This is a genomic window from Actinomyces sp. zg328, from assembly GCF_009829635.1.
In the GTDB taxonomy this organism is placed as follows: domain Bacteria; phylum Actinomycetota; class Actinomycetes; order Actinomycetales; family Actinomycetaceae; genus Actinomyces; species Actinomyces marmotae.
Map to the genome: position 1 here is coordinate 11,880 of NZ_VWPE01000019.1, position 13,227 is coordinate 25,106.

Below are 13,227 nucleotides of genomic sequence, written 5' to 3' on the forward strand. Positions count from 1 at the left end.
CCTCATGCCCATCGCCATGCCCCTCGCCCTCCCGGTCGCCCTCCCCGCGGCGATCACCGCCGCGGCCTCGCACCCGCCGCTGACCGAGCGGCTCACCGAGTCGCTGGGCGCCTTCGAGGGCTTCGTGTCGGGCAAGATCCTCGTGTGGATCCTGCTCGGCACCGGGCTCTTCCTCACCCTGGGAACTCGCGGGGTCCAGGTGCGCCTCTTCGCCCGCAGTCTCCGCCTGGTCCTGCGCTCGCGGCACCAGCGCGGATCCCTGTCCAGCTTCCAGGCCTTCGTCATCGGCCTGGGCGGGCGCGTGGGCACCGGCAATATCGCCGGCGTCGCCCTGGCGGTCACCCTGGGCGGGCCCGGCGCCCTGTTCTGGATGTGGGTGGTGGCCCTGCTCGGCATGGCCACATCCTTCGCCGAGTCCACGCTTGCCCAGGTCTTCAAGGTCCGCAACGCCGACGGCATCTTCCGGGGCGGGCCCGCCTACTACATGCAGCGGGGCCTGGCCCTCGCCGGGCGCGGCGGGATCGGCCGGGCGATGGGCATCGTCTTCGCGCTTATGCTCATCTTCTCCTACGGGCTCATCTTCCCGATGGTCCAGTCCAACACCATCGCGGCCACCCTCGAATCCTCCCACCACGTGTCCACCACGACCACCGCGATCGTCCTGATGGCCGTGACCGCCCCGATCCTCCTGGCCGGGATGCGCTTCGTGGCGAGGGTGACCGAGTGGCTGGTGCCCCTCATGGCCCTGGCCTACATCGCCGTGGTCGCCGTCGTCATCATCGTCTCGCTGCCCAGCGTCCCCGGGGTCTTCGGGGACATCATCGCCGGCGCCTTCAGCCTGCGGCCGGGCCTGGCGGGCGTGGGCGGGGGCCTGTTCGCCACCTTCCTCAACGGCACCAAGCGCGGCCTGTTCTCCAACGAGGCGGGCCAGGGCTCCTCGCCCAACGGCGCGGCCACCGCCGACGTCGCCCACCCCGTGGTCCAGGGACTCATCCAGTCCCTCGGCGTCTTCATCGACACGATCGTCATCTGCACCGCCACCGGCCTGACCGTGCTGCTGGCCTCGCCCTCGATCTACACCCCGGGGGTCGCGCCCGAGTGGGCCGAGACCACGCTCGTCCAGCACGCCCTGGCTGACGCCCTGCCCGGCGGATGGGTCCTGTGGTTCATGACCTTCGTCGTGGCGACCTTCGCCTACTCCTCGGTGCTGGGCTACTCGAACTTCGCGGAGATCAACCTCAGCTATCTCGGCGGCGGGCCCCGCGCCGGCGTGGCGCTGCGCCTGGCGATGACGGCGGCCACGGGATTGGGTGCGGTCGTCGCCCTCGACCTGGCCTGGGTGATGGCCGACGTCGCCCTCGCCCTTATGACCATCCTCAACCTCGTGGCCGTGCTCTGGCTGAGCCGCTGGGTCTTCGCCGTTCTGCGCGACTACGACCGCCAGCGATCCGACGGCGTCGCCGAGCCGGCCTTCGTCGCTGAGCGCGCCGGCCTGCCCGCGGCCCTCGACGGCGACATCTGGACGGCGGACAAGGCCGCCGCGCGCGTGGCCAGCCTCGACGAGGAGGCCTGAGCGGCCCGGGATCCTCGCCCACGGGCCTACGGGCCTACGGGCCTATGGGCCTACGGGCCTACGGGCCCGGCGGGGCGCCCTGTGGGCGATCTCGCACCACGCCGCGGCCGGTCGGAGGCGCTCGCGGTGGCGGCCTCTTGGTGGCATCTGGCACAATCCCCTGTGCACTCGAGCGCGCGAGGCCCCTCTCCCTCGCGCCCTCGCGTCTCGGCTCCCGCCGGAAACCGTTGCTTGACCCCACCGGGGATCGGCGCGGGCCAAACCATCCAGAACCAGGAGTTCAACCAAGTGGCAGTCAAGATTCGCCTCAAGCGCATGGGCAAGAAGTTCGCCCCCTTCTACCGGGTCGTCGTCCTCGACTCCCGCAAGAAGCGCGACGGCCGTGTCATCGAGGAGGTCGGCCTCTACGACCCGATGCAGGAGCCCTCGCTCATCCGCATCGACTCCGAGCGGGTCCAGTACTGGCTCGGCGTGGGCGCCCAGCCCTCCGACACCGTCTTCAACCTGCTCAAGATCACGGGCGACTACCAGAAGTTCAAGGGCCTGCCCGGCGCCGAGGGCCGTCTGAAGGTCAAGGACGCTGAGGCCGCCGCGGCCGCCAAGGAGGCCGCTGTCAAGGCCGTCTCCGACGACGCCGAGAAGCGCAAGGCCGCAGCCGCCAAGGCGAAGGCCGACGCTGAGAAGGAGGCGGCCGACGCCGCGGCCGCCGAGGCCAAGGCCGCGGAGGGCTCCTCCGAGGAGCCCGCTCCCGAGGCCCCCGCCGAGGAGGCCTGACATGCTCGCTGACGCGCTCGAGCACCTCGTCCGCGGGATCGTCGACAATCCCGACGACGTCACCGTCACCCCCCGGTCGCTGCGCCGCGGCGACCTCCTCGAGGTGCGCGTGAACCCCGAGGACCTCGGCCGCGTCATCGGCCGCTCGGGCCGCACGGCCCGGGCCCTGCGCACGGTCGTGGGCGCGCTGGCGGACTCGCCGGTGCGCGTCGACGTCGTCGACACCGACCGCCGCTGAGCGCGGCCCGGCCGCGAGGCCCCCGCGCTTCCCACGCCGTTGCCCGGCCCTCCAAGGAATGGAGGGCCGGGCAACGGCGTTGTGCCTCTCACCGGCCTCATCCGGGCCGTGGCGCGCAGTTCGACGAAGGAGACAGACTCATGCGCATAGGAGACTCGGACCTCGACGTCGCCAGGATCGGATTCGGCGGGAACGTCCTGGGATGGACCGCCGACGAGGCCACCAGCCACGCCCTGCTCGACGCCTACGCGGAGGCCGGGGGCAACTTCATCGACACCGCTGACGGCTACTCCCACTGGGCCAGTGGCAACCGCGGTGGGGAGTCGGAGGCCGTCATCGGCTCCTGGTTGCGCGCGCGGGGCCACCACGACGATCTCGTCATCGCCACGAAGGTCTCCACCAAGCCCGACCGGAAGGGCTTGGCCCCCAACAACGTGCGCCTCGCCGTCGACGAGTCCCTGGAGCGCCTGGGAGTCGAGGCCATCGACCTCTACTACGCCCACTTCGACGATCCCGGCGTGCCCCTGGCTGAGACCGTCGCCGTGTTCGAGGAGATCCGCGCGGCTGGCAAGATCCGCCACGTCGGCCTGTCCAACTACGCCCCTGAGCGCATCGAGGAGTGGATGGCGCTCGCCGCCGAGCAGGGCGCCGCCGCCCCTGTCGCCCTCCAGCCCCACTACAACCTCGTGCGCCGAGGCGACGTCGAGGGCCCCGGCGGCCGCGGCGAGGTGGCCGCCCGGCACGGCCTTAGCCTCGTGCCCTACTTCTCCCTGGCCGCGGGCTTCCTCGCTGGCAAGTACCGGCGCGACGAGGCCCCCACCGGCGATCGCGCCGGAATGGTCGCCGACTACCTGCGCCCCGAGTGCTTCGACGTGGTTGACGCCGTGGTCGAGATCGCCGCCGCCCACGGCGTGGAGCCGGCCTCGGTGGCCCTCGCCTGGCTGCGCGACCGCCCCGGCGTCGTCGCGCCCCTAGCCTCCGCCCGCTCCCTCGCCCAGCTCCCGGCCATCACCGCCGCGCTCGACCTCGCCCTGGCCCCCGAGGAGGCCGATCGCCTCACGCGCCTGTCCGACGCGATCGCCTGAGGGCCCGCGCCGATGCGGCCCGCGGGCGGGGCCGCATCAGCGCGGCGCCGTCCGGGCACCGCCTGGTGCCCCGCACGTGAGCAGGAGGGGACCCGTCAGGACCGGCGCCGGGGATGCCCCAGCGCGGGGAGTGACCTTCACCCCTCCTCGCGCTGGCGCGGGGGCCCAGCCGGGCGGCGCGGTAGGTTGGTGGCCGACACGGCGGATCGATCGCGCCGCCGACCCACGCCCACCCAGGAGACCAGGTGCAGCTCACTGTCGCCATCATCGGCCCCGCCCACGCCCTCAAGGGCGAGGTCCGCCTGGAGATCCGCTCCGACGACCCGCGGGGCCGTCTCGCCTCCGGCGCCGTCCTGGCCACCCAGGACCGCTCCGGGAAACCGGCTGCCGACCTCACCGTGGAGCGCCTGCGCTTCGACGGCACCCGTTGGTTCGCGGTCTTCGCCGAGGCCCCCGACCGCAGCACCGCGGAGGCCCTGCGGGGCCACCGCCTCCTCATCGACACCGACGCCGAGCCCGAGGATGAGGACGACGACGCCTGGTACCGCCACCAGCTCGTGGGCCTGGCCGCCCGCCACATCGATGGTACTGGGCTCGGCGCTGTCACTGATCTCGAGCCCGGCGTCGCCCAGGACCGCCTCATCATCACCACGCCCAGTGGGCAGCGCGTCGCGGTCCCCTTCGTCGAGGCGCTCGTGCCCGAGGTCGACCCCGAGGCCGGGCTGGTCATCATCGACCCGCCCGGAGGCCTCTTCCCGGGCATAGGCGCCGCGGAGGTCAGTGAGGAGACCGCCGGGGCATCGGGTCCCCGCGGTGCTCGCGGCGCCCGCAGTGCCGGGCAGGCGGCCGACGGCGGTGATCATGACTGACACGGGCGGAGCCTCCACGCGGTCCCGGCGGATGCGCATCGACGTCGTCAGCATCTTCCCGGCCTTCCTCGACGTCTTGGACCTGTCCCTCATCGGGCGCGCCCGGGAGGACGGCCTCATTGACCTGCGTGTCCACGACCTGCGCGACTGGGCGCACGACCGCCACCGCACCGTGGACGACACCCCGCTCGGCGGTGGCGCCGGCATGGTCATGAGGCCCGACGTGTGGGGGGAGGCCCTCGACGCCGTCCTGGCTGACGGCGCTGAGGTGCCGGGGGGCCCTGAGACTCCGGGCGGGGCGCTCGGGGCGGGCCGCGCCGTCCTCCTCATCCCCACCCCCGCCGGGGAGGTCTTCACCCAGCGCACCGCCGAGGACCTCGCCGGGGCCGACCGCCTCATCGTGGCCTGCGGGCGCTACGAGGGCATCGACTCGCGCGTGCCCCGCCACTACGCGGCGCGCGGCATCGAGGTGCGCGAGCTGTCCATCGGCGACTACGTCCTCAACGGGGGAGAGGCGGCCGCCATCGTCATGATCGAGGCCATCGCCAGGCTCCTGCCGGGCGTCCTCGGCAACCCCGCCTCCGTCGTCGAGGAGTCCCACAGCGCCCTCGGCCTGCTCGAGCATGAGGCGCTCACCCGCCCCGTCGCCTGGCGGGGGCTCGACGCTCCCGAGGTGCTGCTCTCCGGGGACCATGCCCGCATCGCCCGCGCGCGTCGCGACGAGGCCATCGCCCGCACCGCCGCCCGCCGCCCGGACATGATCCGCGCCCTGGATCCCACCACCCTCGACTCCCAGGACCGCGCCGCCCTCGCCCGCCACGGCTGGGTGGTGCCCGCCGGGTCCCTCGGCCCCGCGCCCATGCGCCTGCGCCCCGCCGAGCCCGACGATGCCCGGGCCCTCGCCGCCCTAGCCGCGCGGACCTTCCCGGACGCCTGCCCGCCCTTCCTCGCCCCCGAGGAGATCGCCGCGCATGTCGCCCGCGCCCTGACTCCCGAGCGCTTCGCCCAGTGGATCGCCGACGAGCGCGCCGGCGTCGCCGTCGCGGAGCTGCCCGAGGGCTCGCCGGCCGGCTCCGATGCCGAGCCGATCGCCCCCGGCGAACTCGTCGGCTACGCGGTCTTCCTCCTGGAGACCCGCGACGCCGACGGCGCCCTTCCCGAGGGCCTCGACGCCCGCCCGCCCAGCATCGCCGCGCCCGACGCGGCCAGCGGCAGGGCCGTGGCCGAGCTGTCCAAGGTCTACGCCGACTCCCGGCTGCGCGCCTCCGGCCTGGCCCCAGTGCTCATCTCCCACGCCCTCGCCAGCGCGGCCCGCGCCGGCGCCACCGAGATCTGGCTGGGAACCCACGAGGGCAACCGGCGCGCGCGGAAGGCGTACAAGCGCGCCGGTTTCTCAGCGCGCGGAACGCGCGTCTACGAGGTGGGCGGAACCGCGTGCCGCGACGTCGTCATGTCCCTGACCCTCGCCCCCGCTGGCGAGCCCAGCCCCAGGAAGGAGCCGCGCGCATGAGCGACGCGTTGACCAGAGCCGAGGACGCCCCAGCCGGCCCGGACGCCGAGACCGAGCCCGCCGGTGCCGCCGAGGGGGCCGACGGCGCCGACGCCGTTGACGGAGCCGACGGCGCCGGGCGGAGCCGAGCCGACCGCTGGCGCGGCCGGCTCATCGTCGTCGCCTTCCTCATCGTCGGCATCATCGGCGCCGCCCTGTTCAAGTCCTACATCGCCCAGTCCTTCATCATCCCGTCCGGATCCATGGAGAACACCCTCAAGAATGGGGACAGGGTGGTGGTGACCAGGTACGACGCCACCAACATCCACCGCGGCGACATCGTCGTCTTCGCCGACCCCGGTGACTGGCTCAACGATCCCCAGCCCACCGGTCTCGCGGGCCTCGCCCGGGACGCCCTCATCGCCGCGCGCCTCCTGCCCGACCGCACCGGCGACCACCTCATCAAGCGAGTCATCGGGATGCCGGGGGACCATGTCGTCGCCGACGGCGTCGGCCCCATCACCGTCAACGGGATCCCGGTCAGCGAGCCCTACATCAAACCCGGCCGAGCCCCCTCCGAGCTCGCCTTCGACGTCGTCGTCCCGCCGGGGAAGATCTGGGTCATGGGAGACAACCGCTCCAACTCCGAGGACTCGCGCCACCACCAGGATGATGCCAACGGGGGCTTCGTGCCGCTCGACGACGTCGTCGGCGTTGCCAAGAGCGTGGTCTGGCCGGTCTCCCGCTGGGGAGGCCTGAGCGACGGCCGGGAGGCGTTCTCCAGCGTTCCCCCCGCCTCCTGACGCCGCGGGCCCCGCGTGAGGTCGCGCACTTGGGCATGGGCGTCATCGCCGTGGCCCGTGGCCCTGTGGCAGACTGGGCCCGCCCACGGGACTCGGGGCGCCTCCGCCACTGGGGAGGTCCCAGCATCGCAGGACCCGTCGGGCACACGCTCCGGGGCGGCCCCATCCATCATGGGATGGTGCGGCTCCGACTGACCAAGCGCTCACGACCAGTGGCGCGTGCGCAGGAGAGAACAATGAACCTGATCGACGAGATCAACGCCAAGTCGCTGCGCGACGACATCCCCAGCTTCCGCCCCGGCGACACCGTCAAGGTGCACGTCAAGGTCGTTGAGGGCAATCGCTCCCGCGTCCAGGTCTTCCAGGGCGTCGTGATCGCCCGTCACGGCGGCGGCATCGGCGAGACCTTCACGGTCCGCAAGATCTCCTTCGGAGTCGGCGTTGAGCGCACCTTCCCGGTGCACACCCCCTCGATCGACAAGATCGAGGTCGTCACCCGCGGTGACGTGCGCCGCGCCAAGCTGTACTACCTGCGCAACCTGCGCGGGAAGGCCGCCAAGATCAAGGAGCGCCGGGAGGCCTGATCCCGCTTCTCCCTCAAGCGCCCGGGGCCCCGAGCCCCGGGCGCTGACTCCATCCGGCGCATGGCGCCGCCCCGTCAACGCCAGCCATCACGATCATCGAGAGGAGGCCCTGTGACCGACCAGCGCCAGCCGATCATCGTCCTGGGCGCCTCCCGGGATGATCCCGCGGACGAGGAGCCCCGCCAGGACGGCGAGGACTCCCCCCGCCCCCTCCCGCCCGCCTTCCCTCCCCGCCAGCCGGTCGCCAACGCCACCGGCACGCGCCTGGCCGACTCGGCCCCCGCGCCCTCAGCCCCCAGCCCCTGGCGGCGCCTGCTCTCGAGCCTCATCGTCGTCGCCGTCGTCCTGACCGGCTCGGCGCTCATCAAGTCCTTCGTCGTCCAGACCTTCGAGATCCCCTCGGCGTCCATGGAGCCCACCCTCGTCAACGGGGACCGGGTGGCCGTCACCATGTACGACTCCAAGGACGTGCGCCGCGGGGACATCATCGTCTTCCGCGACCCCGACTCCTGGCTCAACACCACCGACCCCACGGGCCTCAAGGGCGCGATGCGCGGCCTCTTCATCGCGATCGGCCTCCTGCCCGAGGGCTCCGGGCACCATCTCATCAAGCGTGTCATCGGGATGCCGGGGGACCACGTCGTCGCCGACGGCCAGGGCGGCCTGACCGTCAACGGCGTCCAGATCCACGAGCCCTACCTCCGTCCGGGTACCTCGCCGTCCAGCACGCCCTTCGACGTCGTCGTTCCCGAGGGCTGCGTGTGGGTCATGGGGGACAACCGCTCCAACTCCGCCGACTCCAGATTCCACACCTCCGACGCCCATGGAGGCGCCGTGCCCCTGACCGACGTCGTGGGCGTGGCCAAGAGGATCGTGTGGCCCTTCGCCCACTGGGGCACGCTGGCCGGTGGCCGCGAGGCCTTCAAGGACGTCCCCGCCGCCGATCCGGCCGCCGCCGCGCCCGTCCGGGAGGACGCGCCCGCGGGCATGGCCCGCGCGGCCTGACCCATGCCGCGCACTCGACCCGACCGCGCCCTGGAGGCCTCGCTCCTGAGGGACCATGAGTTCGTCGGCGGCCTCGACGAGGTCGGCAGGGGCGCGTTGGCCGGCCCCGTCACCGTCGGCCTCGCGGTGGTCTCCCGGAGCACCGCTGACGCTTTCCCCGAGGGCCTGGCCGACTCCAAGATGCTCAGCGCCTCCCGGCGCGAGGCCCTGACAGCCCCCTGCGCCGCATGGCTCACCGACCACGCCATCGCCCACGCCTCACCGGCTGAGATTGACGCCCTCGGCATCGCCGCCGCCCTGCGCCTGGCCGGGCGGCGAGCCTTGGCCCGGGTCCGCGAGCGCGGCCACCTGCCCGGCGTCATCATCCTTGACGGCACCGCGAACTGGCTGGCCCCTCCCGCCGAGGACCTCCTGTCCGCCCTCGACCAGCCGGATCAGATCGCGCTCCGGAGCGACTACGGCTCCGCCATCCCCGACGAGGACATCCCCGGCGTGGTCATGCGCGTCAAGGCCGACGCGGGCTGCGCCGTGGTCGCAGCCGCCTCCGTGCTTGCCAAGGTCGAGCGCGACGCGATCATGTCCGCCCTGCCCGACCCCGGCTACGGCTGGGCCTCCAACAAGGGCTACGGCTCGGCCGCGCACCAGGCGGGCCTGGCCGAGCTGGGTGCCAGCGAGCAGCATCGGCGCAGTTGGCGTCTGCCCGGGCTGGGCTGAGGACCGCGCGCCCGCCGTGGTGGGCGGGGGCTCAGGGGGGCGCGGGTGGGCGACGCAACCCGCCCTCCGCTCGCGCCGGGGTGGCGGTGGCGGGCATGATGGCCCGGTGAGTGCAGAGGACCTTGAGGCATACGAGAACGATCTGGAGCTCGATCTGTACCGGGAGTACCGGGACGTCGTGGGGCTGTTCGACTACGTCGTCGAGACGGAGCGCCGCTTCTACCTGGCCAACTCCGTGGACGTGCAGGTGCGCACCAACGGCGGCGAGGTGTTCTTCGAGCTGAGCCTGGAGGACGCGTGGGTGTGGGACATCTACCGCTCCTCCCGCTTCGTGAAGTCCGTGCGCGTGGTCACTTTCAAGGATGTCAACGTCGAGGAGCTGTCCAAGCCGGAGATGGAAATCCCCTCCTGAGCGCCTGACCCATCGCGGCGGCGGTTGCCCGGACCGGCGGGGGCTCGGCGCGCCTGAGGCCCGCGCGCCGCCATCGCGGCGCCATCGCGGCGCCATGCGCCGGGAACCACCGGGGCCGCCGCGCGCGGGTCCCGCCCCCTCCTGGGGACGGCGGGCGCGAGCCAGGCCGACGAAGGGGCACCGTGGTCACGGAGGTGACCACCATGACCCCGACGAACCCGCCCATCCCCGCTCCACCGGCAGCGCGCCTCAGCCCACCGATCCCGCCCAACGCGCGGGAGGCGCCGCCCGCCGCGCCCCCGAGCCCCGCGGAGAGGCGGCGCCTGACCGGCCAGCGGGGCGAGGGTATCGCCGCCGACTACCTGCGCGACTCCGGCTGGCGGATCCTCGATCGCAACTGGCGCGCGCCCGCCGGGTCCGGGCTTCGCGGCGAGCTCGACATCATCGCCGAGGACCCCGCCGGCGCTCTGGTCATCGTCGAGGTCAAGACCCGATCCAGTCTGCGCGCCGGGCCGCCCGCCGCCGCTGTCACCCCTCCCAAGGAGGCGCGCTTACGGCGCCTGGCCATCGCCTGGGCCGGCCGGCGGGGAGCCCCGCCGCACCGCCTCCGCCTGGACGTGGTCTCCGTGATCCTGCGCGAGGGCGCCCCCGCGCTCCTGCGCCACCACAGGGCGGTGTGCGGATCATGAGCATCGCGCGCGCCCTGGCCGTCACCCTCACCGGGCTGCGGGGGCACCTCGTCGACGTCGAGGCCCACGCGGCCCCAGGCCTGCCGGGCTTCATGCTTGTGGGCCTGCCCGACGCCGCGATCCGGGAATCCCGGGAGCGCGTGCGCGCCGCCCTCACCGTCTGCGGCACGACCTGGGGCGAGCAGCGCCTGACCGTCAATCTCTCCCCGGCGGACCTGCCTAAGACCGGCACCGGCTTCGACCTGGCCCTGGCCCTGGCCGTGCTCGGCGCGCGCGGGGCCCTGCCGCCCCGCGCCCTGGCCACCATGGCCCGGGTCGCCTACATCGGGGAGCTCGGTCTGGACGGCGCCGTGCATCCTGTGCGCGGCGTGCTCCCCGCGGTCCTGTCGGCTGTCGAGGCCGGCGTGAGCCGCGTAGTGGTCCCCGCCGCCTGCGCGTCGGAGGCCCGCTTGGTGCCGGGAGCGAGCATCCAGGCGGTCCACCACCTCGGCGAGCTCGTCCAGGGCTACGGCGGGCGCCTGCCGCGCGCCGCCGTCGAGATCATGCGCGGCGCCCAGGAGCGCCCGCCGTCCGTCATCGCCGCCCCCGCGGGCGGCCGCGCGGGCCCCGGCCACCGGGCCGACCTCGCCGACGTCGTCGGGCAGGCCCAGGCCCGCCATGCGCTCGAGGTCGCGGCCGCCGGCGGGCACCACCTGCTCATGGTCGGGCCGCCCGGGGCGGGCAAGACCATGCTCGCCGAGCGCCTGCCCTCGATCCTGCCTCCCCTGGCCGAGAGCGACGCCGTCACAGTCACCTCCCTGCACTCCCTGGCGGGCCTGCTCAACGCTGACTCCGGCCTGCTGGCCGAGCCGCCCATGCGCTGCCCGCACCACACCGCCACGCGCGCCGCCATCATCGGCGGGGGCTCCGGCCTGCCCCGCCCGGGGGACGTGTCCCTGGCGCACCGGGGCGTCCTCTTCCTCGACGAGGCGCCGGAGTTCCCCGCCAGCGTCCTGGACTGCCTGCGCCAGCCACTGGAGGCCGGGGAGGTGAGCATCGACCGCGTCGGCGGGCGGGCCGACTACCCCGCGGCGTTCCAACTCGTGCTCGCCGCCAACCCCTGCCCTTGCGGGCGCGCCAGCGGCAAGGGCCTGGAGTGCGCCTGCACCTCCCTCCAGCGGCGCCGCTACTTCTCCCGCCTGTCCGGGCCGCTCCTGGACAGGGTGGACATCCAGGTGGAGGTCGACGCGGTCAGCGCCGCCGACCTCGCCTCGGGCGCGCCCGGGGAGTCGAGCGCCGCGGTGGCCGCCAGGGTGCTCGCCGCACGCGAGCGGGCCGCGGCGCGACTGGCGGGAACCCCCTGGCGCCTGAGCTCCCAGGTTCCGGGCTCCTACCTGCGCAGTGAGGAGGGAGGGGCCGATCCGGCCCTCATGCGCCCTCTCATGGAGGCCCTCGACCGGGGCGACCTCACTCTTCGCGGTGTCGACCGCGTTCTCCGCCTGGCTTGGACTCTCGCCGATCTCGCTGAGCGCGACCGCCCCACCCCGCCCGACCTCGGGGCTGCCCTGGCCCTGCGCACACGAGGAGCCCGCCCATGAGCGCCCGCGACACCACCGCTGCTTCCGGCCCCGACGCCGCCTCCCACCGCGCCACGCCGATCGATGGGGCCGCGCCACGCGGCGGCGCGCCGGTTCCCGGGCCTCGGCAGGCGCGACCGGCCGAGCCGACCGATGAGTCGGATTCCCTGGCCCGCGCCACCTGGTCGCGGCTCGCCGAGCCGGCCGACCACGCCGCGGCCCTCCTCGTGGCCGGCCTCGGCGCGCCCGAGGCCCTGGCCTGGGTGCGCCACATGGCCGAGCGCGGCTCGGGGAGCCCTGAGCCCCCGCCGCTACCGGAGCCCCTCCTGGTGAGCGCCACGCCCCGCCGATGGGAGGTCGCGGTGGGGCGGTGGGCGCCCCGGCTCGCGGGCCTGGACATCCGCCGTGAGCTCGATGTCCTGGAGCGCTTGGGCGGCTCGCTCGTGGTCCCCGGCGATCCCTGGTGGCCACCGGGCCTGGATGACCTCGAGCATCCCCCCTTCTGCCTTTGGCTGCGCGGGGACCCCGCCCTGCTCGTGGGCCGCCAGGAGGCGGGCGCCGGGCAGAGCTGGCCGGGGCTGCCGGCGCGGGAGGACCGCATGGCCGCGGGGCGCGGGGCCGGTCGCGCCCTCGCGCTCGTCGGCGCCCGGGACTCCACCGCCTACGGTGAGCGCATGGCCATCGACCTGGCGCGGGGGCTCACCGAGCGCGGCGCGCTCATCGTCTCCGGCGGCGCCTTCGGCATCGACGCCGCCGCGCACCGGGGGGCGCTCACCGCGGGGCCCACGCTGTCGGTGTCGGCCGGGGGAGTGGACCGCCTCTACCCGGCCGGCAACGCGGCCTTGCTCCAGGCGGTGGTGGACCATGGGGCCCTCGTGGCCGAGGTGCCGCCCGGCAGCCAGCCCGCTCGGCACCGCTTCCTGACCCGCAACAGGATCATCGCCGCGATGACGGGCGCCACCGTCGTCGTGGAGGCGGCCTGGCGCTCGGGCGCGCTGTCCACCGCCCACCACGCCATGGAGATCGGGCGCCCCGTGGGGGCCGTTCCCGGGCCGGTGACCTCCATGGCCTCAGGAGGCTGCCACCGCCTCCTGCGCCAGGGGGCGACCTGCGTCACCGACGTCGAGGAGGCCCTCGAGCTGCTCCTCCCCTTGGGAGCCGCGGACGCCGATGCCCCCAAGGAGGCGCTCTCCGCGGCGCGCCGGCCCGGCCTGCTCGACGGGCTCGACGCCATCTCCGCCGCCGTCGTCGACGCCCTGCCCGCGCGTGCGGCGGCCAGCATCGAATCCGTCGCCCGGGCCGCCGGGCTGTCCGAGCGGGAGACCCTGGCCGCCCTGGGCGCGCTCGAGCTGGCCGGCCGCGCCCAGAGAGATGGCGCCCGCTGGCGACGGCCCGCCCGGAGCCGCTGAGCGCCAGCGGTCCGGGCCCGGTCCTCT

General features: G+C 74.3%; 14 protein-coding genes. All 14 read left to right on the forward strand.

The genetic code is table 11. The features are described from left to right. Positions 1-4 precede the first annotated feature (4 nt). Complete coding sequence (locus GVV75_RS08210) at positions 5-1,573, forward strand: alanine/glycine:cation symporter family protein (protein ID WP_235905573.1); 1,569 nt, start codon at positions 5-7, stop codon at positions 1,571-1,573. Between the two features lie 288 nt (positions 1,574-1,861). After that, on the forward strand, positions 1,862-2,347 hold the full coding sequence (gene rpsP / locus GVV75_RS08215; RefSeq protein WP_159524281.1) for a 30S ribosomal protein S16: 486 nt from the start codon (positions 1,862-1,864) through the stop codon (positions 2,345-2,347). 1 nt (position 2,348) lies between these two features. Further along, a complete protein-coding gene (locus GVV75_RS08220) occupies positions 2,349-2,585 on the forward strand; it encodes an RNA-binding protein (RefSeq protein WP_080462961.1) in 237 nt (78 codons plus the stop codon). A gap of 140 nt (positions 2,586-2,725) precedes the next feature. Then, positions 2,726-3,670 carry an aldo/keto reductase gene (locus GVV75_RS08225; protein ID WP_159524280.1) on the forward strand — a complete coding sequence of 315 codons (945 nt, stop codon included), beginning with the start codon at positions 2,726-2,728 and terminating at the stop codon, positions 3,668-3,670. Positions 3,671-3,915: 245 nt separating this feature from the next. Continuing rightward, positions 3,916-4,539, forward strand: coding sequence for a ribosome maturation factor RimM (gene rimM / locus GVV75_RS08230; RefSeq protein WP_159524279.1), 624 nt, complete (start codon positions 3,916-3,918; stop codon positions 4,537-4,539). A gap of 31 nt (positions 4,540-4,570) precedes the next feature. After that, positions 4,571-6,049 carry a tRNA (guanosine(37)-N1)-methyltransferase TrmD gene (gene trmD, locus GVV75_RS08235; protein WP_159524290.1) on the forward strand — a complete coding sequence of 493 codons (1,479 nt, stop codon included), beginning with the start codon at positions 4,571-4,573 and terminating at the stop codon, positions 6,047-6,049. Next, complete coding sequence (lepB, locus tag GVV75_RS08240) at positions 6,046-6,831, forward strand: signal peptidase I (protein WP_159524278.1); 786 nt, start codon at positions 6,046-6,048, stop codon at positions 6,829-6,831. Before trmD ends, lepB (GVV75_RS08240) begins: the two co-directional genes overlap by 4 nt. Positions 6,832-7,067: 236 nt before the next feature. Then, the gene (rplS, locus tag GVV75_RS08245) at positions 7,068-7,415 is read left to right on the forward strand and encodes a 50S ribosomal protein L19 (protein ID WP_080462967.1); all 348 of its coding nucleotides are present in this window, start codon (positions 7,068-7,070) and stop codon (positions 7,413-7,415) included. Between the two features lie 111 nt (positions 7,416-7,526). Further along, positions 7,527-8,420, forward strand: a complete 894-nt coding sequence (gene lepB / locus GVV75_RS08250; protein WP_159814300.1) for a signal peptidase I — start codon at positions 7,527-7,529, stop codon at positions 8,418-8,420. A gap of 3 nt (positions 8,421-8,423) precedes the next feature. Further along, positions 8,424-9,134 carry a ribonuclease HII gene (locus GVV75_RS08255; RefSeq protein ID WP_159814302.1) on the forward strand — a complete coding sequence of 237 codons (711 nt, stop codon included), beginning with the start codon at positions 8,424-8,426 and terminating at the stop codon, positions 9,132-9,134. A gap of 106 nt (positions 9,135-9,240) precedes the next feature. Continuing rightward, complete coding sequence (locus tag GVV75_RS08260) at positions 9,241-9,546, forward strand: DUF2469 domain-containing protein (RefSeq protein ID WP_017177022.1); 306 nt, start codon at positions 9,241-9,243, stop codon at positions 9,544-9,546. A gap of 203 nt (positions 9,547-9,749) precedes the next feature. Then, positions 9,750-10,235: a YraN family protein gene (locus GVV75_RS08265; RefSeq protein WP_159524275.1), complete on the forward strand. Its 486-nt coding sequence runs from the start codon at positions 9,750-9,752 to the stop codon at positions 10,233-10,235. Then, the gene (locus GVV75_RS08270; protein ID WP_159524274.1) at positions 10,232-11,812 is read left to right on the forward strand and encodes a YifB family Mg chelatase-like AAA ATPase; all 1,581 of its coding nucleotides are present in this window, start codon (positions 10,232-10,234) and stop codon (positions 11,810-11,812) included. The genes GVV75_RS08265 and GVV75_RS08270 overlap by 4 nt, the downstream gene beginning before the upstream one ends. Continuing rightward, on the forward strand, positions 11,809-13,200 hold the full coding sequence (locus GVV75_RS08275; RefSeq protein ID WP_159814304.1) for a DNA-processing protein DprA: 1,392 nt from the start codon (positions 11,809-11,811) through the stop codon (positions 13,198-13,200). The genes GVV75_RS08270 and GVV75_RS08275 overlap by 4 nt, the downstream gene beginning before the upstream one ends. Positions 13,201-13,227: the final 27 nt, after the last annotated feature.

Bases quoted from the DNA above. Each gene is read 5' to 3' on its own strand.
- GVV75_RS08210 (WP_235905573.1), top strand. From the start codon at position 5: ATGCCCATCGCCATGCCCCTCGCCCTCCCGGTCGCCCTCCCCGCGGCG.
- GVV75_RS08220 (WP_080462961.1), top strand. From the start codon at position 2,349: ATGCTCGCTGACGCGCTCGAGCACCTCGTCCGCGGGATCGTCGACAAT.
- GVV75_RS08225 (WP_159524280.1), top strand. From the start codon at position 2,726: ATGCGCATAGGAGACTCGGACCTCGACGTCGCCAGGATCGGATTCGGC.
- trmD (WP_159524290.1), top strand. From the start codon at position 4,571: ATGCGCATCGACGTCGTCAGCATCTTCCCGGCCTTCCTCGACGTCTTG.
- lepB (WP_159524278.1), top strand. From the start codon at position 6,046: ATGAGCGACGCGTTGACCAGAGCCGAGGACGCCCCAGCCGGCCCGGAC.
- rplS (WP_080462967.1), top strand. From the start codon at position 7,068: ATGAACCTGATCGACGAGATCAACGCCAAGTCGCTGCGCGACGACATC.
- GVV75_RS08255 (WP_159814302.1), top strand. From the start codon at position 8,424: ATGCCGCGCACTCGACCCGACCGCGCCCTGGAGGCCTCGCTCCTGAGG.
- GVV75_RS08265 (WP_159524275.1), top strand. From the start codon at position 9,750: ATGACCCCGACGAACCCGCCCATCCCCGCTCCACCGGCAGCGCGCCTC.
- GVV75_RS08270 (WP_159524274.1), top strand. From the start codon at position 10,232: ATGAGCATCGCGCGCGCCCTGGCCGTCACCCTCACCGGGCTGCGGGGG.
- GVV75_RS08275 (WP_159814304.1), top strand. From the start codon at position 11,809: ATGAGCGCCCGCGACACCACCGCTGCTTCCGGCCCCGACGCCGCCTCC.